This window comes from Nitratireductor sp. J20-h4 (genome assembly GCF_056780505.1).
The window spans coordinates 4096092-4118538 of sequence record NZ_CM165557.1; the positions used below are offsets into that span (position 1 = coordinate 4096092).

The window sequence follows — 22447 nt, forward strand, 5'->3', positions numbered from 1 at the left end:
CCTTTCACGAACAATGCTGTCGCTGGGCCTTCTCTTTGGATCGGTGACACAGGGAATTGCACAGATGACGCAAGACGAGATCAGGCTGGGCTTCCGTGAGCATGCTGCGATGGCGCAATATTACCGCTGGTACCAATTCTACGAACGTCCCGCCGGCGGCGTTGCGAACGCGATCGATATCCTGACACACGACGTGACCGTTGCGTCGGGCCTTGGCACCGCAAACGGCCATGCCGAGTATGAGGCGCGCGTCGCGCAGCTGCCGGATACGTGGCAAAACGCCCATTCTGTCAAGTCGATCGAGATCACCCATGGTGACGGTGGAGCCATGACGCTCTCCGCTCAGATCACCTATCAGAACAAGGGCCTGCTGCCCGATGACGCAGTCAGACAGGCCGACCTGACCTATAGGGTCGACCTCGTGCCGGGCGAGACCGTGCTGCCGCTTCTGTCGACAGTGCTGATCCAGCAAAACAGCGAGACGACTGTCGAGACGTTTGAGGATGCCTATGCCAAGAACCGGATGCTTAGCCTCGTCCATTTCTGGCTGGCCCTGATCGAAGACCCGGCGCGCAATCCGGAACCGGTTCGCGAAATCCTGGCTGACGAATTCTCCCTGAACTTCTCCAGCGGCGTGATTGCCGATTTTGACGGGTTCAAGGCCTGGCTGGCCGGTTCAGGGTCGCAAGTGGCGGCCGGTACACACGTCATCAGCAATTTCGCGGTCGAGGAGAAAGAGGTCGACAAGACCTATCGCGTGTCCACGGACTTCGACTGGATCGGCATCGCTCCGGACGGGACCGAGCTTGTCGCAAAAACACGCCATAGCTGGACCGTCAAGAACGATGTCACCGAACGCTTTGCGCGCATCAAAACGGTGGATGTCGAGGTGCTGGAGCCATTCCGTCCGCGCCAGAACTGACTCTGCCGGATTGAACCGACATGCGCCGCATCTTCATCTGGGCCGGTGGCCGCATTGCCATTCCTCTGATCCTCGGTGTTCGCATGCTGTTCCTGGCGCCGGCGCGGTTGTCTCGCGGGCGCAATCTTAGGCCGCCTACTCCGCGGGTCTGACCTCAAAGGCCGTCGACCTCGGCCGCCATGATCAGCTGAGGACCGGTCTCGGCAAGGCTGTGGAGGGGTTCTCCTTGATCGTGCTTTTGCACAAGCTCGGACAGCTCCATATTGGTCTTGGTTATCGGGGTCGCCGTGGTCGGTGGTTGAAGTCGCCAAACTCCACCTCGACCATAGACCTCGATCGCCGCCAGGGATTACACCGAACGTGCCGGTAAAATTACACCACGTTCGCCGACCATAATTTCGCTCATTCCAAATGAACGCCTATTGTCTGCTCGACAATACTCCCGCGAGACCCTGAGCTGCCATGGCAATCCGGTCCTTGAGAGCGGCAGCTTGCGGAATGCCTTGTTCAAACTCTCCGTCACTCGCATAGACGGATGTTGCGACCGTTCGGGCGTTGAAGAAGCCCATCAGAGGGCGGAGTTGATGCTCCACGATCAATGCGTGGCGAAGCCCGCCGCCGGTCGCGCCAACGATTACAGGCTTATTCATCAGTGCCTCTGGCGCCAGCAGGTCAATGACATGCTTGAAGAGACCGGAATAGGAGCCCTTGTAGGTTGGCGATGCCAACACCAAACCGTCAGCCGTCTCGATGTCTTCGAGAGCCGCAACCGCCTGCTCGGACAGTTGTTCCCGGCTGAAGGCCGCCCCCAGGCTCTCTCCAAAATCGAGCACGTCATAATGCTGCGTTTGGATGGGGATGATCTCTGCGACAAATTGGAGAAGCGAACCCACCAATGCGTGCGTTTTGGAAGGGCGGTGCGTATTGCCGCTGAAGCCGACGATCCGCATCGGGTAGAGAGCATTCATAGGAGCAACCCCTTGTGCTGCAGACGATGACGCAATTTGGTGACTCATGACATTGGCTCCTGTGTCCTGCCCTTTGGCGAGGCGAGTGCGTGCGATTGTTTGGTCCCGAGTTTGGAGAGTTGCCGTCCGACGGTAGCTGGACGAGCTGGTACGCCCTGAATGGCAGCGGGGTCCGTGAATAACGGGGCGACGACGCGGAAGGCTGGAAAGAGATTGTCTCTGGTGATCGGTGTTTCGCGTGCGGCAAGATACGCGGAATAGGACGATTTGGCCTTAGGACGGACAGGGCAGGCGCAGCGCAAACCATTCTTCTGTCGGACGCGTCCGAAACGTCTCTTCCAAGGCTGTTGAACTTCTGACCGATGGTCGTTGGACCGACACAGCTCGCTGACCAGTCCAAGTTTGCGGGCGAACAGGAACCAGAACTGCGGTTCGGTGGCGCCGCGCGCGGCGTAGAATGCGCTGTCCCCGAAATCACCGACGACGTCGACAGGGGCGTTTGGCGAAGAGCCGGCGTAGCTAAGCCTTGTCGCTTTGGCGTACGGGGCATCCGGACCGCGGCCGGACCGTTCCGTCGCTCCAAGGCGAACACCCAGAAACAGGATCTCTGCGTGCGAAACCGATTCTATCGCGGGCTTCCGGTTTGCCTCGTCCTTGCGATCGAATACGCGGTACGATTTGCCACGCGCAAGGATATCCGACGGCGCGTCCGGGCGGCCGATGCAAAGCACGTCTGCGCCGAGGGGGGCAGGACGCTGTCCGCGAAACGGCACCGCCCCGCGCGTTGCAGGCGCGACAACACGGGTTTGGGAGCGAGGAGCCGGGGCGTTCATTGCGCCAGCATCGCGTGCATGAGCTGAAACTGCGAAATCCTGTGCCCGAACTGCTCGCGGGTCTCCGCGTAGTTCACGGCCATATTCAGGTTTCTGCGTGCCTGGCCGATGCATGCTGCGGCCACCGCAATACGGCCCCCGTCGAGGGCCTTCATTGCGGTGGCGAATCCACGTCCGGGCTGCCCGCCGATTATGTTTTTCGCGGGAACAAATGCCTCTTCAGAATAGATGTCGACCGTAGCCGACCGGAATGCCAGCGATGCCCAAGTCAATTCACAGACCAGCTCAATCTCTTTCGAGACAGTCCGACCGGGACCGCCATAGTCCTCTGGCACGGTCAGACCGAAAAGGCCCATTTCTCGCATCTCGGCGATAATGTCCTCTCTAACCACGTCCTGCTCGGCGACGACCGCTTCGAGAGGAGCAAGCCGCTCGCGAACGCATCGCCTCAATCCCTCGAGAAACTCCGGTTGGTTGGCCGTGTCCACCGTCACGTCACTATCCTAGAGTCTGTTGGTTCGATTGGCCGAGGAGCATTGACGCAAGACGCGTTCGCGGATTTTCCCGCTCTTGTCGCGTGGCACTGCCCGTCGTGTTTTCAGCAGTTCGGGCAGTTTGGAGCGGGTCAGTTGCGTATCCAGGCGCGCCCGCAGGCCGCCTACATCAAGCGTGTCGTGTAGCTGCAACGCGGCCAGGAGAAACAGCGCCCTACCGAATCCGGGATCGAGCCGGCCGAGCACTGCGCAATCGACCACCGCGCTACGGGTTATGGCGGCGTTCTCGATCTCGGCAAGATAGAAGTTGACGCCAGTCGGCGGTTCTCGACCCCCGGCATCCGCTTGCGCTGCCCGTAATGATTGGGCCATCAATTCCTCTGCCGACAAGGTGAGATGTTTGGCGAGCGGGGTCATGGCTGCGCCAATGACGTAGACTTGGGTCATTAGCTTTCCGTATTTAGTGGTCTTGGATCAGGGAGTCTGGCGCGGGAGTATCGCCTCCCATCGCTTGCTCGATCGCTTCGGCGATCGAACGAAGCCGGGAGCCGATTCCGTCGAGCCGCTCGATCGGGACGAGATAGGCCGGGCCACCCGCGTTGATCGCATAGACGCGCCCGTCAGGAAGGCGCAGCGGCGCCGCGACGGCATGAATTTCCTGGCGCCATTCACCGGCGCTGGAACAAAAGCCATGCGCCTCCAGGTCGCGAAAGGCACTCTCGATCCCAACGCGCGCCTGTTCCCACTCCCGGGGGCTTTGCGACTCCCGGAGCTGGTCGAGAACCTCAGCCCGCTTCTGAGGGCTGTATGCGAAAAGGATGGCGCGCCCCATGGACGTCTGCGCGAGTGGCAACCGTGTGCCGGAATATAGCCGGAGCCCGATAAGCGGATTACCCTCGAAGGCATCAATATACATGATCTGCGTCCGGTCCTGCATCCCAAGTCCGACATTCAGATGCATCTGATCGGCAAGCTCTTCCAGGTAGGGGCGCGCAATCTCCCTCACGCTCGTATTCGACAGCGCGATGCTTCCCACAGCAATGGCCGACGGCCCGAGGCTGTATCGACGGGTGACGGGGTCGAAGACCAGGAAGCCCGCGGCGGTCAGCGTATATGCCAGGCGCGAGACGGTCGCCTTGGGTAGCAGAACGCGCGAAGCAAGCTCCGCATTCCCAAGATGCTGGTCGCCCCTGCGAAAGGCCTGAAGCAGCATAAGGCCGCGCTCGAGCGCCTCGATTTTCTGGCTGTCTTTCGGGGGTTCAGCCGCCGCCGCGCGATTCGGCTGAAGGGGGCTGGCGCTTTTCACTGCCTTCTGTCTTGGCCGCATTGTCGTCAAACTCCTGGAATTGATTTTCATTTATGATGGAAATGATTTCCATTGACAAGCTCATTTTTCGCCTGCAGCATGAGCACGCTTTCACTTTACGGGCAGAAAAAGACAGCATGGAACACGGAACAGAAGGGAAGGCCGCTCCGGTGACGGGGGCTGCTCAAGGGCTCGCGCAGGCTGGCGCAACGGTTCTCGCTGCACCTGGTGTCGCAGGGGCCGCTGCCGACTTCCGTGTAGAGCAGGCAGAGTCGGTAGCGCTGGAGGTTCGCGTCGTCGGCATGGCGCCGGACGTTGGCTTGGTCTGCGCTGCGCTGGAGGGTGCCGCCGGCGCGCCGAAAACCCTGGCAAACAATGTCGGCTTCACATCGGACAGCCGCATCGCCAATACGCTTAAGCAGGATTGGAATGCGTTGAACGACCCCGCATTGAACTGGGCGTTTCCGTGCACAGGAGCTGCCTTAGCCCCAATATTCTCGCGCGGCAGGGGACGTATCGTCTCGATTTTTTCCACAGCGCGTCTCGGGAATCCGGGGCAGGCGAGCCAATCGGCGGCCAAAGTTGGCATTCTGGGCTTTTCGCAAGCGTTTGCACTGAAGCGTGGCGGGTCTGGCGTTACGGCCAACACTGTCGCGCCGGGCATTGTCGACACGACGGCCGCGCGCGGTACGGCTGCATCGCGAACGTATCGTCGAAAACGCCAAGGCTTCGCTCACAATCCGCCGCAGCGGCTGGTCAGAAGACCCTCCCGATGCGGTTCTATTCCTCGCATCGAAGCCGCCTCTTTCCGCACCGGAAAAGTCCTTCGCTCTACTGAATGACGGACCTGACTATGAGTGGCCGGTCCGGCCAGCGTCCGCCAGCTCGAATCCAATCCGAAGAAGCATGAGGAGCGATCGATTCTTCCGAGTCGATTGCGAAAAGGAAAGACCAGCAATGACATCGGCATATCTTGTTCTCGATTTGCAGAACGATCTCGTCCATGTAGCGGGCGCCAGCGGCAAAGGGCCATTGGGCGAGGCCGTGCGCAGCCGACAGATTCTGGAAAATACCAACAAGGTGATTGCCAGGGCGCGCGCCTCCGGCGCGCCGGTGATTTTTGTCCGGGTCGGCTTTTCCGATGACTATCGCGAATGTTCCCAGACCTCGCCGATGTTCTCCGGGCTTCGCAAGGCGGGTTTGATGAAGCTTGGAAGCTTCGGGACCGAAATTCACCCAGCCCTTGATCGCAGGCCGGAAGACATCCTCATCACCAAGCACCGCGTCAGTCCCTTCTACGGAACTGAACTGGAAGTGATTCTGCGTGCAAAGAAGATTGCACGAATCGTTGCGTCCGGGGTTTCCACCCCGGCTGTCGTGCAAGCCTGTATTCGCGAGGCTCATGACAGGGATTACGAATGTGTCGTCGTCGAAGACGCGTGCGCTGCGCCGGGCGCAGTCGAACACGATGAATCCATTGCGGTACTGAGGCGGTTCGCCGTCGTCGAGACTGCCGACGCCGTTCGCTTCGGCTGACCCTTCTGCAGAGAACTGGAGAATGTCGTGAATAGAGAGCAATTGCGCGACTATCGGGCGCAAACCGTCCCGCTGTTCAACAGCCAGAAACTGAAGCTTGGCGTTTTTGCGCTGAATTGCAGCGGCGGCAGCATCATCACCAACTTTCCGACCGACAGGCAGATGAGCTGGGACTACAACAAGTCCGTCATCCAATTGGCCGACCGGATAGGAATGGAGATCGCGCTGCCCATCGGCCGCTTCAAAGGGCAGGGAGGCTCGTCCAACCACAACGGAAGCAGCTACGAGGTATACACGTGGGCTGCTGCCATGGCCGCTGCTACCGAAAACATCATGTGTTTTGCCACATCGCATGTGGCCCTGACCCACCCTGTAGTGGCGGCGAAACAGGCGGCGACAATTGATCATGTATCCCGGGGGCGGTTCGGACTGAACGTCGTGATGGGCTGGTTCGCCGAGGAAATGGCAATGTTCAATGTCGCCTTGCGCAAGCACGACGACCGTTACCGGTACGGCGACGAGTGGCTGTCCGTGGTCAAGCGCCTGTGGAGCGAGGACGGTGGGTTCGACTTCGAAGGTGAATACCTGAAGCTTGTAGGGCTCGAATCCGAACCCAAACCCATCCAGCGTCCCGGACCGGTGCTCGTGAATGCGGGGACCTCTCCGGCCGGCGTCGATTTTTCGGCGCGGAATGTCGACATATGTTTCGGGTCGCCGGCAAAGCCCGAGGACATCGACCAGCTTCTCGCCGTCAAGACCATAGCCGACGAAAAGTATAACCGCGACGTCGCGCTGATGTGTTCGGCACTCGTGGTCTGTCGCGATACGGAGCAGGAAGCGCAGGCAGCCTTCCAGGACATTCTCGACAACGGCGATTGGGAGGCGGCGCGAAGCATGCTGAGCGCTCTTGGCGTGCAAAGCGGCTCGTTCAACGAGGGATACGATCAGCGTATGAGGCGTTTCGTTGCGGGCTACGGCACCCGTCCGCTTGTCGGCACGCCCGAGCAGATCGTCGACATGCTGATCGATTACTCAAACCGTGGCCTTCACGGCATCGTTTTCTACTTCAAGGATTACCTCTCGGAGCTGACGTATTTTTCGGAGAGAGTCATGCCTCTTCTCAAGCAGGCGGGGCTGCGACATTGAGCGGCTCGCCCACAAATTCGGGAAGACTTGCAGGCAAGATCGCATTGGTGACAGGCGCCGGCGGCGGCATAGGTTCGTCCATTTGCCGCCGCTATACGCAGGAAGGCGCAATCGTCATCGGCGCAGATCTCGTGACGCCGCAGGTTCTCGACCCGGCTCTGGCATTGGAGTGGGTTGAACTCGACGTCACCTGCGAGGAGTCAGTCAAAGCCTTGCGCGCGCATGTCGCCAGGCGGCATGGCCGGCTTGACGTGATCGTAAACAACGCCGGTGCGATGGTTGGCAAACCGCTGAAGGATACGAGCATTGAGGAGTTCGATCGTCTCTACGCGATCAACCTGCGGGGGCCGTTTCTGGTAATGCGCGAACTCGCGCCCCTGATGAACGGAAACGGCGCGATCGTGAACATGTCGTCCGCGGCGGCCATACGCATGACGAGCGGGATGAGCGCCTATTCGGGAACGAAGGCGGGGCTGGTGGTTCTCTCCAAGGTAGCCGCGCTCGAGTTCGCGCCGATCCGGGTCAACAGCATCCTTCCCGGGGCGATCGACACGCCCATGCCGAGAGCATTCGTGGCGAACCTACCGGCGGCGAGACAGGCGCAGGCGCTTGCGGCGCTCGGCGAGCAGCGGCTGGCAAAACGCCTTGGCCGGCCCGAGGAGGTAGCGGATCTCGCTGTCTACCTGGGTTCAGACGAATCGGGCTTTGCGACCGGTAGCGATTTCGTACTCGACGGTGGACTAGCCTGACTGGGTTCCAGGCCGGACTGAGTATTCATCTATCTAGCTTCAAACGGGAGGAAAAAATGAGACCGAGAACTCTTCTTGCGGCCGTAGTTTTGTCGACGGCGCTTGCCACCACGGCATCTGCAGACATCTCCGGCAACGTCGTGAAGATTGGTGTCCTGACGGATATGTCCGGGCCTTTCTCGCATCAGACAGGCCCCGGTTCGGTGACCGGTGCCGAACTTGCAATAACCGAATTTGGCGGCAAGATTGGCGACGTACCGGTCGAACTGGTTTATGCCGATCATCAGAACAAGCCAGACGTTGCGGTAAACCTCGCTCGACAGTGGATCGACGTCGACGGTGTCGATTTGATCGTTGATTTGGCCAGTTCCGCTGTCGCGCTGGCAGTGCAGGATATCGTCAAGGAAAAGAACCGCGTCGTTATCTTCTCCGGTCCCGGTACCGATCGCCTTACCAATGACGCATGTTCGCCTAACGGCATCCATTGGACCTATGATACCTACGCGACTGGGCACTCAATGGCTCAGGCGATCATCGAATCCGGCGGGAAGAAATGGTTCTTCATCGGAAACGACAGCGCGTTCGGGCGGTCGATAGTGGAGGTCATGAGCGGTGCGATCGCCAAGGCCTCGGGTGAGGTCGTCGGCGAAGTCTGGCACCCAACGGGAGCAAACGATTATTCGTCCTTCATCATGCAGGCTCAGGCCTCCGGTGCTGACGTGCTCGTTCTCGCCAATTCCGGAACGGACTTCGTTCGCGCCGTGAAACAGGCGCGGGAATTCGGGATTGAAGGTGACACGATGCGCCTTGTCGGGCCAGCGATCAGCATGGCCGACATCCTGGCGCTGGGACCGGAAGATGCGCAGGGCCTGCATTATATCGACGCGTTCTACTGGAATCTGAACGACAAGACGCGACAGCTGACTGAAGACTTTCGCGAAAAGCGAAACGTGGTGCCGGCGCAGGCGCAGGCGGGCGTCTATTCTGCGGTACGTTCCTACCTGTCGGCGGTTGACGAGCTGAGGGCCGATGATGCGCAGGCTGTCATGGAAAAGCTCCGCCACACGGATATCTCCGATGGTTTTACGCCGTCCGGCAAGGTCAGGGCGGACGGTCGCATGGTGCACGACATGTATCTGATGCGTGCGAAGGGGCCGGAGGCGACCAAGACTTCCGAGTGGGATGTCGTTGACCTCGTCGCAACGGTGTCTGGCGAGAACGCATATCGCCCATTGGCGGAAAGCGGCTGCGCCCTCGTCAAGTAGTCCTGGAAACAGTGCCCACAGGGGGGCGGGCGACCACTCGCCTCCCCGCGGCTGTGATCACGAGAGATCAAAAGGGCGAATATGTCTGTTCAAGTGCTTGCCGGCCAGTTGTTGATTGGCCTGATCAACGGATCGTTCTATGCACTTCTCAGCCTTGGGCTGGCTATCATTTTCGGTCTTCTCAACATCGTGAATTTCGCGCACGGCGCCTTATACATGCTGGGCGGAATGTTCGCGTGGATGCTGCTTGAATACGCAGGCATCGGCTACTGGTGGGCATTGATCCTTGCGCCTTTGATCGTGGGCGCGCTCGGCGTCGTGTTGGAGCGAGGGCTATTGGCGCGCCTGCAGCAGGTCGATCACATCTACGGTCTGCTGTTGACCTTCGGCGTTGCCCTGATGCTGCAATCCTTTTTCCAGGGCATATACGGGTCCGCCGGAATGACCTACGCTATTCCGAGCGAGCTGAGGGGAGGCTGGAACCTCGGCTTCGTGTTTCTGCCCAAATATCGCGCCTGGATCATTGTCCTTTCTCTCGCGATCTGTATTGGCGTCTGGTACGCGATCGAGAAGTCGCGGCTGGGTTCATATCTGCGCGCCACGACCGAAAATCCCCAATTGGTCGAATCCTTCGGCATTAACGTCCAGGCCCTGATCGCCCTGACCTTCGGAGCCGGCGCCGGGCTGGCCGCACTTGCGGGCGTCTTGGCCGCCCCAGTCTATTCCGTCAGCCCGCAGATGGGTGTCGAACTTCTGACCGTCGTATTCGCAGTCGTGGTCATAGGGGGCATGGGGTCGGTTCTCGGCGCCATTCTGGGCGGTTTCTCCCTCGGCATCATCGAGGGGCTGACGAAGGTTCTTTATCCGGAGGCCTCGTCGGTCGTCATTTTTCTCGTGATGATCCTGGTGATCATGATGCGCCCCGCCGGCCTTTTTGGAAAGTTCTGATCGTGTCGAATACCACTCAAATCGGCGATTCCACAAACGTGTCGACGGTCGGGTCAACTAGGCCGGAGACGAACGAATCCAGGTCGCATTTTGTCTGGATATTTCTGGCGCTGGCTGCCTTGGTAGCCGTTCTCCCGGCGTTCGCCTATCCGCTGTTTTTGATGAAGGTGATGTGTTTCGCGATATTTGCGATCGGCTTCAACCTTTTGCTGGGGTATTGCGGACTGCTGTCTCTCGGCCATGCGGCATTTTTCGGTGCGGGCGGGTATACTGCCGCGTTCGTAGCGGTGAAGTGGGGGTTCCCACCCGAACTCGTTGTCTTGTGTGGCGTTATCGCGAGTACGGTTGTGGGGGCCGCTTTCGGGCTACTGGCCATCCGCAGGCACGGCATCTACCTGACGATGATCACGCTCGGCTTGGCGCAGATGGTCTATTTTATCGTCTTCCAGTCGCCCTATAGTGGTGCCGAGGACGGCATACAGGGGGTGCCGCGCGGAGTCCTGTTCGGCCATGCGGACCTTCGCAACGACATGACGTTGTACATTGTCGTGTCGGTCGTGTTCATGGTGGTTCTGCTGGCGTCCTACCGCCTGACCTATTCCCCTTTCGGCCAGGTATTGCGAGCCGTGCGTGACAGCGAAAGCCGGGCAACCTCCCTTGGCTTGAACGTCAGAGCGATCAAGCTCACGGTCTTTACGATCTCGGCTGCGGTATCCGGTCTCGCCGGAGCGATGAAGGCCGTCATTTTCCAGATCGCGACGCTGGTGGATGTCCACCTGACAACCTCCGGCGAGGTCTTGCTCATGACGTTGATAGGCGGCGTAGGAACGGTGTTGGGCCCTGTCGTTGGCGCCGCCGTTTTGGTGACGAGCCAGAATTATCTGGCCGGTTTTGGCCAATGGGTCACTTTCATTCAGGGTTTCATCTTTGTGGTCTCGGTTCTGGCCTTCAGGGAAGGGATCGTCGGACTGCTCGCCAGATTGTGGAGGCGGCCGCTGTGAGCGCGCAAGTCGTAGTCGATTTTCCACGGAACGACGCCAAGGATTGCGTGATTGAAACGCGTGACCTGACCATGGAGTTCCGCGGCTTCAGAGCGGTTGACGGTGTCAATCTGAATGTCCAGCGTGGCGATATTCATGCGCTGATCGGTCCGAATGGGGCGGGCAAAACTACCTGCTTCAACCTGATTACCAAATTTCTGAGCCCAACCCGGGGGCAGGTGTTCCTCGAGGGACGCGACGTGACGCGTACGCGGCCGGCCGACATTGCCCGCGCCGGTCTTGTACGCTCATTCCAGATATCGGCGGTTTTCGAGGATCTAACGGTGCGCCAGAACGTCTGCGTCGCACTGCAAAGCAAGATGAGGCGTGTCTATTCCATGCTGCGCTCTGACGCTGGCATGCATGACTTGATGGTTCGGGCGGACGAACTGCTGGAACTGGTTGGGCTGTCCGACTATCGGCATGAGAAGGCACGCTTCCTGTCATATGGCCGCAAGCGGGCGCTGGAGCTCGCGACGACCCTGGCCATGGATCCCAGCGTGATGCTGCTCGACGAACCGATGGCGGGCATGTCTCCACAGGACGTTCGCCGAGTGACCGAATTGATCACGCGATTGCGTGCCGGCCGAACCATTTTGATGGTGGAGCACAATCTCTCGGTCGTGGCAGAAATCTCCGACAGCATCACCGTGCTGGCACGTGGGCAAGTTCTCGCGGAGGGAAGTTACGAGGACGTATCGGCCAATAAGGACGTGCAAACTGCCTATATCGGAGCAGGCTATGACTGAGACCGCTGGAGATCGGGGTTTCGCTCTTCAACTTAGACGGGTCGTCGCAGGTTATGGCGATAGCCAGGTCCTGCACGGCATCGACCTTCATATCCAGCCCGGAGAGATCGTCAGCCTGCTCGGTCGCAACGGTGCGGGCAAGTCGACCACGCTCAAGGCGATCGCCGGACTATTACCCAACCGTTCGGGATCGATCACGATAAACGGCAAGGAGGCGATCGGGCTTTCGCCGCGTCATACGGCCCGCCTCGGTTTAGCTTACTGCCCCGAGGATCGCGGAATATTCTCATCGCTATCGGTACACGAAAATCTTCTTCTACCGCCGGTGCTGGCGCCGGGCGGGCTTTCAGTCGACGAGCTCTACACCACATTTCCCAATTTGCGCGCGCGGCGTGACAGTGGCGGCACGACACTATCTGGCGGCGAACAGCAGATGCTGGCGATTGCACGCATTCTGCGTAGCGGCGCCAAGACCCTGCTGCTCGACGAGCCTACCGAGGGCCTCGCTCCTGTCATCGTTAACGAGATCGGGTCGATCATCCGAACCTTGCGCGACCGCTCCTATACGATCTTGCTTGTCGAGCAGAACTACCGTTTCGCGCGTGCTTTCGCCGACCGCCACTACATCATGGAGAACGGCCGGGTCGTCGACGAGATCGCGACGGCTGCCATGGCCTCCAGAGAACAGGATATCCGCGCCTACCTAGGGCTCTGACGTGTGAGGAAGGGTTGGTATGACTTCACTGAAGCGAATGATAGCGAACGAGGAGTTCGTACTTGCGCCGGGGGCCTATGATTGTTTGACGGCAGGGGCCGTCCAGAGAGCCGGGTTCAACGCGGTATACATGACCGGAGCGGGCGTTTCAGCCTCTCATGGATATCCGGACTTTGGTCTCCTCACAATGACGGAAATGGTGACTGTAGCAGGTCGCATGGCGGCGTCGGTTGACGTGCCGCTGATAGCGGATGCGGATTCGGGCTTTGGCAGCGAACTCAATACCGCCCGAGCGGTCCGCGCCTATGAGCGAGCCGGCGTGGCGGCGATCCAGATTGAGGATCAGACGTTTCCCAAGAAATGCGGCCACTTCGAGAACAAGTCCATCGTTCCAGCGGACGATTACATCGCCAAGATTCGGGCAGCCTGCAAGGCACGAGAAAGTGCCGACCTGCTGATCATCGCGCGGACCGATGCGCGCGCGGTCGAAGGCTTCGAGGTCGCGATCGAGCGAGGCAAGCGCGCCGCGGATGCCGGTGCGGACATCGTCTTCGTGGAAGCTCCCCAAACCCTCGGCGAAATGGCCGCGATCCCCGAACGCATCGACGTGCCCTGTCTCCTCAACGTGGTGTGGCGCGGCAAGACGCCCGATATCGGTTTCAAGGACGCGGCCGAGATGGGGTACAAAATCGTGATCCTGCCCAGCATTCTGTTGAAGTCGGTGATGGGCGTATCGATTGAGGTCCTGAACCTCGCGAAGGCCAACGGCCGCCACCCCGTGCCGCCGGGCGATCTCAGTATAAGGGAGGGCGTGGCCCTCGCCGCCGGTGCCGAGTGGCGCAGCATCAACGGGGCGCTCGATACGCCCCTCGCATGACAGCTACCCTTCCGCCTTTTCCCATTGATGCATCACAAGGCAAGATCACGATGCAGGCAACGACGCTTTTCGACAAGCTCTGGTCACGTCATGCGGTGATGGAGCATCCACTTGCCGGGACGCTGCTTTTCATCGACCGCCATCTGCTCCACGAAGGTTCACGCAATGCGTTTTCCTTGCTGCGCCGTCGTGGCCTAAAGGTGCGCAGGCCCGAACTGGCGACCGCGATCACTGACCACTATGCTCCTACCACCTCCCGAGACCTTGCCCGCGTCGATGTGGCTTCGCGGCGCCAGATCATCGCCGATCTTTCCGCAAATGCGAGGGAAGCAGGGATTGATCTGCTCGATCTGTCGCATCCCTCGCAGGGCATCGTCCATGTCATCGGCCCTGAACTCGGCCTCACCCGCCCCGGAATGTCCATTGTCTGCGGCGACAGTCATACGGCTACGCACGGTGCCATTGGAGCGCTGGCGTTTGGCATAGGCGCATCGCAGGTCGCACACGTTCTGGCAACTCAAGCGTTATGGCAGAAGAAGCCCAGGCAGATGCGAGTCGTGGTGAACGGACGTCTCAAGCCGTGCGTTACGGCAAAGGATCTCACGCTGGCCGTCATTGCGCGGCTAGGTGCTGCTGGCGGAACGGGCCACGCGATCGAATATGCCGGTCCGGCTATCGAGGCACTGAGTGTCGAAGGTAGACTGACGCTATGCAACATGACGATCGAGGCCGGTGCCCGCTTTGGCCTGGTTGCGCCGGACCAGCTTACATTCGACTATCTGCGCGATCGCATTTTCGACGGCGACGAGGCGGGTTGGCAGGCGCAGCTTGACGAGTGGAAGGCGCTGCGCACTGGCGACACGGCAGTGTTCGATAGGGAAGTCGAGATCGACGCGGCTTCGCTGAAGCCGATGATTACATGGGGAACGAGCCCTGAGGACGGCGTCAGCGTAGGCGGCGTTATCCCCGATCCTGCGTCGATCGCCGAGATGTCTCGACGCAAGAGCAAGATTGCGGCGCTGGACTATATGGGGCTTGAGCCGGGTACGCCGGTCACGGACATCAGGTTCGATCGCGTCTTCATAGGTTCTTGCACCAACGGTCGCATCGAGGACCTGCGCGCGGCGGCGGGTGCCGTGGGCGGGCGGAAAGTCGTCATGCCATCTATCGTCGTTCCCGGGTCGATGAGGGTCAAAGCACAGGCAGAACGCGAAGGTTTGCATCGGATATTCCTGGAAGCTGGATTCGAATGGCGCCTGTCTGGGTGTTCGATGTGTTCGGGAATGAACGGCGATCTGGGTCGCCCGGGTGAACGCTGCGCTTCGACGTCGAACCGAAACTTCGTCGGACGTCAGGGCGCTGGCGTTCGCACCCACCTGGTGAGTCCTGCCATGGCGGCAACGATAGCGGTCACTGGCCATCCGGTGGACATATCGGAGACCGCGCAATGACGCCCTTCACCAACCTCAAGGCAAAAGGCCTCCCGCTTGGCCTCGAGAACGTTGATACTGACCAGATTCTTCCGGCGCGCTTCCTCGCGTTGAAACCCGAAGACGGGTATGCCGATTATTGCTTCCGAGATCTGCGGTTCGACGCCGATGGTTCGCCGCTCAGCGTCACACCTCTCAATTCAAAAGACTACGCCGGCGCGATGATCCTGATCGCTGGTTCGAACTTTGGATGCGGATCGTCGCGGGAAGGCGCGGTATATGCTTTGCAGCATCTTGGCTTCCGTGCGGTGATCGCGGAAAGTTTCGGGGACATCTTTTATCAGAACGCACTCGTGAACGGTCTCCTGCCAGTCCAGACGGGCGGCGAGACGGTCGGGCAGATCCTCGCTCACCTGAGGGCCAGCCCCGATACCTGCATTCATGTCGATCTGGAGGCCCAGACGGTCCACGTGGACGGCGGCGTCAGGTTTGGCTTCCAGATAGACCCCTTCAAGAAGCATTGCTTGCTCAACGGGGTTGACGAGATTGGCTTCACATTAGGCTTTCTGGAGACAATTCGAAGGTATGAAATGACCCGTGACGTGTCGGGGGGCGGGCGGGTTGGATGAAAGGCGGTTCGGCCTGAAGATGGCGGGATGTTCGGTTTTGGCTGTCGGAAGGGTGTCAGCAGCCGGTTGAGAAGCTCGCGATCGGGGCCGCCGTCAAATCTTGCATCGATCCCATGTGAATGCCCCGTCTTTCCGCCGTAAAGACGAACCCGATCCACCTTAGCCAAGCCGCCAGACTGTCTCACCAAGCGGGACCACCTATATCCGCAACGGCGCGACCTCATTCTTTGCCGCGCTCGATATCGCAACGGGGGCGGTGATCGGCAAATGCTACCGGCCTCACCGGCGCCCGCGGTCCGCGCGGCGTTCTCGCGGACCGCGGCGGAGGCGGCTACTTGCCGGCCTGCCTCCTGCCGGGCTGGTGCACCCTGCCCAATTCGGCCACCGAGGACGCGGCCTCGCTGGCCTGTTTCGGTTGCTTGGGTTTTCTGGCTTCCCGGTTGCCCTTGCGGTTCTTCTTCGACATGTGCGGTTCCTTTGCACGGCATGCCGTATCCGCCTGGCGCGGCGCGCAGCGCACGCCGCGTCCCGACGGACGGACAGGTCTGATTCGAGGTCGAGCGCCCGAGGCGCCGCCGCTGCGGTCTGGCCTGAGGGGCGCGAAGATCACCCTGGTTCGGTCGCGAATGCTCCTGGCGAGCCTTGGACGCGTGGCAGACCAGGGCTAGCGGCGTGAGAGCCGGTAGGCGGTGGTGAAGACCCCGGCTGGAAGGACGATGCCAATCATGATGGAGCCAGCATCGGCCGCGCCGCCGGGAAAGTCAAACCGGACCGACCGGCTGTGCGCGTCCTTGTATTTGCCCCAATTGGTGGCCATCTAGAGCCCATGTGCACGCGAATCCGCCAACTCCAGCCCGGGCCACTCCGCAAGACGCCTGTCTTTGCCCGGAGCGGGTTCGCGACAGCCTGACCAAGATCGCGATCGCGCCCGTTCCGGGTCCTCCACGCCAAGCTACATGACCATCTGGGCGCGCGCAGGACGCGCGCATAGGAGTTCGACCGTGACCATGCGTTTCGGGACGTTGTTCTGCGATCATTGCAATCGCGCCGCGCCGCGCGCCGCCGTTCGCTGCACCTGGTGTTTCAGACCCCTTCATGCCCCTGCAAGCTCCGAGCGGGCGGGCGGACAGGCCGCGTCTCTCCACGTCGGCGGCGTGGCCGCGCCCATGCGCCGCAATAGCCGCCGCGCGGATCCGAGCTGAGCGCGGCCGGCGGCGTGCGGCGTACGCTCCGGCCGGCCTTCGCCCTGACCGTCAGCATTGCCGCTTATCTCGCGCATCGGCCGCTGATCGAGACCGCGCGGCTGCAGATCGACGCCACGGCGCTCGGCCTGATTGCCGGGGCCGCCAGCCATTTCGCCGCGCCCGCGCCGCACTGACCGACCGGTCTTGCGCGCCCGCCGGCTCCCGTGGTCAAGTTGGCGCAAATGGCGCCGATGCCGGCGCGTTTGCGGAGGGCTCATGAAAACCGTCTTTTCGCCGCGTCATGCCGGCCATGCGGGCCAAACCGAGCTCGTCGGCGGCGCGATCGTGCCCGGCTTCGAAAACCCGATGCGCGCCAGGCACATTCGCGAGCGCATCGAGGCGGTGGCGCTCGGGCCGGTGCTCGAACCCGTCGCGCACGACATCAAGGCCGCCAAGCGCGTGCACGATGCCGACTATATCGATTTTTTGCCGCGGGCCTGGCCGATGTGGCGCGATGCCGGGCACGAGACCCCGGCGATGCCGTTCGTGTGGCCGGTGCGCGGCCTGCGCGCCGACGTGCCGCCGAAGACGGTCGAGGCGCTGCTCGGGTATTATTCCTTCGACGGCGGCGCGACCTTCGTGGAAGGAAGCTGGGACGCGATCAAGTCCTCGTTCGACACCGCGCTGACGGCGGCCGGGATTGTCGAGGCGGGCGAGCGGGCCGCCTTCGCGCTTTGCCGACCGCCCGGCCATCACGCCGGAACCGCCACGATGGGCGGTTACTGCTACATCAACAATGCCGCCGTCGCCGCGCAATGGTTCCGCGACCGCGGCGCGGGGCGCGTCACCATCCTTGACATCGACTATCATCACGGCAACGGCACGCAGGAGATCTTCTATGCCCGCGACGACGTGCAAATGGTCAATCTGCATGGTGATCCGCTGACCGAATATCCGCATTTCCTCGGCCATCGCGACGAGCGCGGCGCGGGACCGGGCGAGGGCTTCAATATCAATTACCCGCTACCGGCCGGGACCGGCTGGGAGGGCTGGAGTGCCGCGCTCGACGACGCGCTCGTTCAGGTCGCCGCCTACGCGCCCGACATTCTGGTCGTCTCGCTCGGCGTCGACACGTTCGAAAGCGACCCGATCAGCGCTTTCAGGCTGATCTCCGGCGATTATCCCCAAATCGGCGCGCGCATCGCCGGGCTCGGCCTGCCGACCTTGTTCGTGATGGAGGGCGGCTACGCGGTCGCCGAGATCGGCGTCAACGCCGTCGGCGTTCTGACCGGCTTCGAGGGCGCATAGGCGCAACGCGCTCCCCGGCGAGCGCCTCTACGCGCTGCCGAGCGCCTGTTGCAGCACGCGCGCCAGCCGCTCGGAGAAGCCACGCGCGTCGCCGACCCGTTCGCCGTCGAGGATCAGCGCTTCGTCGTAAAGCAACCGGACGGCGTCCTCGCGCAGCGCCGTGTCGGCTGACACAGCCGCGAGAACCTTCACCAGCGCGTGACGCGGATTGATCTCCAGCACCGGTTTGGCCGCCTCGCCGGCCTGGCCGGCGCCCTTGAGGATACGCTCGAGCTGGCGGTCGGGCCCGCCTTCCGGAGCGACCAGACAGACCGCGCTTTCGGTCAGGCGCTCGGAGGCGCGCACGTCGCAGACCGCGTCCTCCAGCACCGTCTTGGCAAAAGCGATCAGCGTCGCGGTGGCGGCGTCCGCCTCCGGCGCCGCGTCCTGGTCCTTGTCGGCGTCGAGACGCGGGATGTCGGCCAAGTCCGCCGCGCCCTGGGTTACGGAGCGGAACGGCTTGCCCTGAAAACCTTGCGCGGTGGCCGCCCAGAAACTGTCGACCGGATCCGAAAGCAACAGCACCTCCAGCCCGCGGGCGAGGAACCCCTCGAGCTGCGGCGAGGTCCTGAGCCGGTCCAGATCGTCGCCGGCGAGGAAATAGATCGCCTGCTGGGTATCCTTCATGGCCGCGACATAGTCCTTCAGCGAGCGCCACTCGGCGCCTGCTTCGGTGGTGCGGAACCGCGCAAGGCCGAGCAATTGCTCCTGGCGTTCGAAATCTTCGTAGATGCCTTCCTTCAAGACGCCGCCGAAATCGCGCCACACGGCGGCGAATGTGTCCGGCTCGCTTTCGGACAGCTTTTCAAGCCCGGTCAGGACCCTGTTGGTAAGGCCCTTGCGGATCGCGGCCAGGATCGGGCTTTCCTGGATCATTTCGCGCGAAACGTTGAGCGGCAGGTCGGCCGTGTCGACCAGCCCGCGCACGAAACGCAGATAGCGCGGCAGGAGCTCGGCATCGTCGGTGATGAAGACACGCTTGACGTAGAGCTTGACGCGGCCCTTGCGGTCGGGATCGAACAGGTCGAACGGCCGCGCGCCCGGCACGAAGGCGAGCGCCGAATATTCGTGCCGGCCCTCGGCGCGGAAATGCACCGTCATTGCGGGCTCGTCATACTGGCCCGACAGGCCGCGATAGAAATCGGCATAGTCCTCCGGCGTGATCTCGGCCTTCGGCTTCGCCCACAGCGCCGAGCCGTCGGTCATGGCTTCCGGCTCCGCGCCGGGCTTTTCCGCGATCAGGATCGGCACCGGCACGTGGCCGGACTGGGCCTTGACGATCCGCTCCAGCTTGGCGCGTTCGGCAAAGCTTTTGGCATCGTCCTTGAGTGTCAGCACGACCCGCGTGCCGCGGGCGGGTGCGTCCTCGAGCGCGGCCGGCGCGATCTCGTAACTGCCGCTGCCGTCCGACGACCAGCGCCAGGCCTCGTCGGAGCCGGCGCGGCGCGAGAACACGTCGACCCTGTCGGCGACCATGAAGGCCGAGTAGAAGCCGATGCCGAACTGGCCGATCAGACGGTCGCCGTCGAGGCCTTTGTCGCCGCCTTGCGCCGTGACGCGTTCCAGGAACGCCTTGGTGCCGGAGCGGGCGATGGTGCCCAGCGATTCGGCCAAATCGTCCCGGCTCATGCCGATGCCGTTGTCGGCAACGCTGAGCGTGCCGCCTTCGTGGTCGGCCGCCAGCGTGATGCGGGCCTGCGGGTCGTCGCCGAGCAGGGCCGGTTCCGCAATCGCCTCGTAGCGCAGCTTCTCGCAGGCATCGGCGGCGTTGGAGATCAGCTCGCGCAGGAACACATCGCGCTCGGAATAGACCGAATGCACCATCAGCGTGAGCAGACGCGCGACATCGGCCTCAAAGGCGTGGTGTTCGACGGGTGCGGAAGAAGTATCGGTCATGGTCCTGTCCATCGGATGGTTTCTCGTGGCGGTCGCCGGCAAGCCGCGACGCCGCATGACTATCGCGCCCGGTCTGCCCGAGCCTGGATATTGGTGAATTGCCGCTTTCCTGCAAGCCTTTAGCACTCTGAGGGAAAGAGCGCCAAATTTTTCCCCGCGGGCTCTTGAAAGCGGAAAATCAGACAACCAAATCGTCGCCGGCGATGCCGAAATCCGGGTCGCTCCCACGGCGATGCGAGAGAATCGCCGCTGAGGAACCTCTCGAAATCTGTTTGTCCCATGGAGGAAAACACATGACGTTCCGTCCCCTGCATGATCGTATCCTGGTCCGCCGCGTGGAGGCCGATGAAAAGACCAAAGGCGGCATCATCATCCCCGACACCGCCAGGGAAAAACCGCAGGAAGGCGAGGTGATCGCCGTCGGTCCCGGCGCGCGCGACGACAGCGGAAAACTGGTTCCGCTCGACGTTGGGGCCGGCGACCGCATCCTGTTCGGAAAGTGGTCCGGCACGGAGATCAAGCTCGATGGCGAGGATCTCCTGATCATGAAGGAAAGCGACGTGATGGGCGTGCTGGAGGCCGGTCAGGCCGCCCGCAAGGCCGCCTGAACCGGTTGCGTCGAAGATCAGACTATTGAAGGAGTCGTGAAATGGCTGCCAAGGATGTGAAGTTTTCCCGCGACGCGCGCGAACGCATGCTGCGCGGCGTCGATATTCTGGCCGATGCCGTCAAGGTGACGCTCGGCCCCAAGGGCCGCAACGTCGTCATCGACAAGTCGTTCGGCGCGCCGCGCATCACCAAGGACGGCGTCACCGTCGCCAAGGAAATCGAACTTGAAGACAAGTTCGAGAACATGGGCGCGCAGATGGTGCGCGAAGTCGCCTCCAAGACCAACGACATCGCCGGCGACGGCACCACGACCGCGACGGTTCTCGCCCAGTCGATCGTGCGCGAGGGCGCCAAGGCGGTGGCCGCCGGCATGAACCCGATGGACCTCAAGCGCGGCATCGACAAGGCCGTCGACGCCTTGGTCGCCGGGTTGAAGACCAAGGCCCGCAAGATCGGCAACAATGACGAGATCGCCCAGGTCGGCACCATCTCGGCCAATGGCGACGGCGAGATCGGCAGGTTCCTGGCCGAGGCGATGCAGAAGGTCGGCAACGAGGGCGTGATCACGGTCGAGGAAGCCAAGACCGCCGAGACCGAGCTCGAAGTCGTCGAAGGCATGCAGTTCGACCGTGGTTATCTCTCGCCCTACTTCGTCACCAACCAGGACAAGATGCGCGTCGAGCTCGAAGAGCCCTACATCCTCCTGCACGAAAAGAAGCTTGGCAATCTGCAGGCCATGCTTCCGGTGCTGGAATCGGTGGTGCAGTCGTCCAAGCCGCTGCTGATCATCGCCGAGGACGTGGAAGGCGAGGCGCTGGCGACCCTGGTGGTCAACAAGCTGCGCGGCGGCCTGAAGGTCGCAGCCGTCAAGGCGCCGGGCTTCGGCGATCGCCGCAAGGCGATGCTCGAGGATATCGCCATCCTCACCGGCGGCCAGGTGATCTCCGAAGATCTCGGCATCAAGCTCGAGAACGTGACCCTCGACATGCTCGGCCGCGCCAAGAAGGTGGTGGTGGAAAAGGAAAACACCACAGTTGTCGACGGTTCCGGCAGGAAGGACGACATTCAGGGCCGCGTCGCCCAGATCAAGCAGCAGATCGAGGAGACGTCTTCGGACTACGACCGTGAGAAGCTGCAGGAGCGTCTGGCCAAGCTCGCCGGCGGCGTTGCCGTCATTCGCGTCGGCGGTGCGACCGAGGTTGAGGTCAAGGAGAAGAAGGACCGCGTCGACGACGCCATGCACGCGACCCGCGCGGCCGTCGAGGAAGGTGTGCTGCCCGGCGGCGGGGTCGCGCTGCTGCGGGTGGTATCGGCGCTCGACGCGCTTTCCGGCGACAATGCCGACCAGAATTTCGGCATCGACATCGTCCGTCGGGCGATCGAGACGCCGGTGCGCCAGATCGCCGAAAATGCCGGCGCGGAAGGCTCGATCATCGTTGGCAAGCTGCGCGAGAAGTCGGACTTTTCCTATGGCTGGAACGCCCAGACCGGCGAATATGGCGACATGTTCAAGATGGGCGTGATCGACCCGGTCAAGGTGGTGCGCACCGCGTTGCAGGATGCGGCCTCCGTCGCCGGCCTGCTGGTCACCACCGAGGCGATGGTGGCCGATAGGCCGAAAAAGGAGCCTGCCGCGCCGGCCATGCCCGGCGGCATGGATTTCTGATCCGGCGTTCTCGCTATGACAGGGCCCGCCTCCGCGTGCGAGGCGGGCTCTTTTGTAGCCACGCCGCGGTTCGGCGGCTGCAAAAGGCTGTCCGGCACGGTGCCGAAAGGTGACGGCGGTGGCGCCATCTTGGCTGGC

24 protein-coding genes are annotated in these 22447 nt (G+C 61.9%); 17 read left to right on the forward strand and 7 right to left on the reverse strand.

Annotated elements, in window-relative coordinates:
* Positions 1–64 precede the first annotated feature (64 nt).
* Entirely contained in the window at positions 65–922 is an 858-nt protein-coding gene (locus ACT2B0_RS19805) for a hypothetical protein (protein ID WP_348294752.1), read from the forward strand.
* A 419-nt stretch (positions 923–1341) separates the two neighbouring features.
* On the opposite strand, the gene ACT2B0_RS19810 is transcribed toward ACT2B0_RS19805, so the two are convergent.
* From ACT2B0_RS19810 to ACT2B0_RS19825, 4 genes are all read right to left on the reverse strand, one after another.
* Entirely contained in the window at positions 1342–1938 is a 597-nt protein-coding gene (locus tag ACT2B0_RS19810) for an NAD(P)H-dependent oxidoreductase (RefSeq protein ID WP_473459980.1), read from the reverse strand.
* A 781-nt stretch (positions 1939–2719) separates the two neighbouring features.
* Positions 2720–3217 (reverse strand): acyl-CoA dehydrogenase family protein, encoded by a 498-nt coding sequence (locus ACT2B0_RS19815; protein ID WP_473459981.1) that lies wholly within the window; start codon positions 3215–3217, stop codon positions 2720–2722.
* Between the two features lie 9 nt (positions 3218–3226).
* Positions 3227–3664 carry a hypothetical protein gene (locus ACT2B0_RS19820; RefSeq protein ID WP_473459982.1) on the reverse strand — a complete coding sequence of 146 codons (438 nt, stop codon included), beginning with the start codon at positions 3662–3664 and terminating at the stop codon, positions 3227–3229.
* Positions 3665–3677: 13 nt separating this feature from the next.
* Positions 3678–4523, reverse strand: coding sequence for an IclR family transcriptional regulator (locus tag ACT2B0_RS19825; protein ID WP_473459983.1), 846 nt, complete (start codon positions 4521–4523; stop codon positions 3678–3680).
* 53 nt (positions 4524–4576) lie between these two features.
* On the opposite strand from ACT2B0_RS19825, the gene ACT2B0_RS19830 reads away from it, so the two are divergent.
* From ACT2B0_RS19830 to leuD, 12 genes are all read left to right on the forward strand, one after another.
* On the forward strand, positions 4577–5365 hold the full coding sequence (locus tag ACT2B0_RS19830; RefSeq protein ID WP_473459984.1) for an SDR family NAD(P)-dependent oxidoreductase: 789 nt from the start codon (positions 4577–4579) through the stop codon (positions 5363–5365).
* Positions 5366–5480: 115 nt separating this feature from the next.
* Entirely contained in the window at positions 5481–6059 is a 579-nt protein-coding gene (locus ACT2B0_RS19835; protein WP_473459985.1) for a cysteine hydrolase family protein, read from the forward strand.
* Positions 6060–6086: 27 nt separating this feature from the next.
* A complete protein-coding gene (locus ACT2B0_RS19840) occupies positions 6087–7205 on the forward strand; it encodes an LLM class flavin-dependent oxidoreductase (protein WP_348393860.1) in 1119 nt (372 codons plus the stop codon).
* A gap of 47 nt (positions 7206–7252) precedes the next feature.
* Complete coding sequence (locus ACT2B0_RS19845) at positions 7253–7954, forward strand: SDR family NAD(P)-dependent oxidoreductase (RefSeq protein ID WP_348393859.1); 702 nt, start codon at positions 7253–7255, stop codon at positions 7952–7954.
* A gap of 56 nt (positions 7955–8010) precedes the next feature.
* Positions 8011–9219: an ABC transporter substrate-binding protein gene (locus ACT2B0_RS19850; RefSeq protein ID WP_348393858.1), complete on the forward strand. Its 1209-nt coding sequence runs from the start codon at positions 8011–8013 to the stop codon at positions 9217–9219.
* A gap of 81 nt (positions 9220–9300) precedes the next feature.
* A complete protein-coding gene (locus tag ACT2B0_RS19855; RefSeq protein ID WP_473459986.1) occupies positions 9301–10167 on the forward strand; it encodes a branched-chain amino acid ABC transporter permease in 867 nt (288 codons plus the stop codon).
* A gap of 2 nt (positions 10168–10169) precedes the next feature.
* Entirely contained in the window at positions 10170–11168 is a 999-nt protein-coding gene (locus tag ACT2B0_RS19860; protein ID WP_473459987.1) for a branched-chain amino acid ABC transporter permease, read from the forward strand.
* A 71-nt stretch (positions 11169–11239) separates the two neighbouring features.
* Positions 11240–11956 (forward strand): ABC transporter ATP-binding protein, encoded by a 717-nt coding sequence (locus ACT2B0_RS19865; protein WP_473466122.1) that lies wholly within the window; start codon positions 11240–11242, stop codon positions 11954–11956.
* Entirely contained in the window at positions 11949–12671 is a 723-nt protein-coding gene (locus tag ACT2B0_RS19870) for an ABC transporter ATP-binding protein (protein ID WP_473459988.1), read from the forward strand. The genes ACT2B0_RS19865 and ACT2B0_RS19870 overlap by 8 nt, the downstream gene beginning before the upstream one ends.
* Positions 12672–12690: 19 nt before the next feature.
* Entirely contained in the window at positions 12691–13548 is an 858-nt protein-coding gene (locus ACT2B0_RS19875; protein ID WP_473459989.1) for an isocitrate lyase/PEP mutase family protein, read from the forward strand.
* A gap of 50 nt (positions 13549–13598) precedes the next feature.
* Positions 13599–14999: a 3-isopropylmalate dehydratase large subunit gene (gene leuC, locus ACT2B0_RS19880; RefSeq protein WP_348393852.1), complete on the forward strand. Its 1401-nt coding sequence runs from the start codon at positions 13599–13601 to the stop codon at positions 14997–14999.
* The gene (gene leuD / locus ACT2B0_RS19885; protein WP_473459990.1) at positions 14996–15607 is read left to right on the forward strand and encodes a 3-isopropylmalate dehydratase small subunit; all 612 of its coding nucleotides are present in this window, start codon (positions 14996–14998) and stop codon (positions 15605–15607) included. The genes leuC and leuD overlap by 4 nt, the downstream gene beginning before the upstream one ends.
* Before the next feature lie 331 nt (positions 15608–15938).
* On the opposite strand, the gene ACT2B0_RS19890 is transcribed toward leuD, so the two are convergent.
* On the reverse strand, positions 15939–16073 hold the full coding sequence (locus ACT2B0_RS19890) for a hypothetical protein (RefSeq protein WP_473459991.1): 135 nt from the start codon (positions 16071–16073) through the stop codon (positions 15939–15941).
* Between the two features lie 198 nt (positions 16074–16271).
* Complete coding sequence (locus ACT2B0_RS19895; RefSeq protein ID WP_348393849.1) at positions 16272–16424, reverse strand: hypothetical protein; 153 nt, start codon at positions 16422–16424, stop codon at positions 16272–16274.
* Positions 16425–16823: 399 nt separating this feature from the next.
* On the opposite strand from ACT2B0_RS19895, the gene ACT2B0_RS19900 reads away from it, so the two are divergent.
* Both ACT2B0_RS19900 and ACT2B0_RS19905 read left to right on the forward strand, forming a co-directional pair.
* Positions 16824–16985, forward strand: coding sequence for a hypothetical protein (locus ACT2B0_RS19900; RefSeq protein ID WP_473459992.1), 162 nt, complete (start codon positions 16824–16826; stop codon positions 16983–16985).
* 82 nt (positions 16986–17067) lie between these two features.
* The gene (locus ACT2B0_RS19905; RefSeq protein WP_473459993.1) at positions 17068–18099 is read left to right on the forward strand and encodes a histone deacetylase family protein; all 1032 of its coding nucleotides are present in this window, start codon (positions 17068–17070) and stop codon (positions 18097–18099) included.
* Positions 18100–18126: 27 nt separating this feature from the next.
* Here ACT2B0_RS19905 and htpG read toward each other — a convergent pair whose 3' ends face one another.
* Entirely contained in the window at positions 18127–20034 is a 1908-nt protein-coding gene (gene htpG, locus ACT2B0_RS19910; RefSeq protein WP_473459994.1) for a molecular chaperone HtpG, read from the reverse strand.
* A 293-nt stretch (positions 20035–20327) separates the two neighbouring features.
* Between htpG and ACT2B0_RS19915 the strand changes: the two genes are divergently transcribed.
* Complete coding sequence (locus tag ACT2B0_RS19915) at positions 20328–20642, forward strand: co-chaperone GroES (RefSeq protein WP_473459995.1); 315 nt, start codon at positions 20328–20330, stop codon at positions 20640–20642.
* Between the two features lie 41 nt (positions 20643–20683).
* Entirely contained in the window at positions 20684–22309 is a 1626-nt protein-coding gene (groL, locus tag ACT2B0_RS19920) for a chaperonin GroEL (protein ID WP_473459996.1), read from the forward strand.
* Positions 22310–22447: the final 138 nt, after the last annotated feature.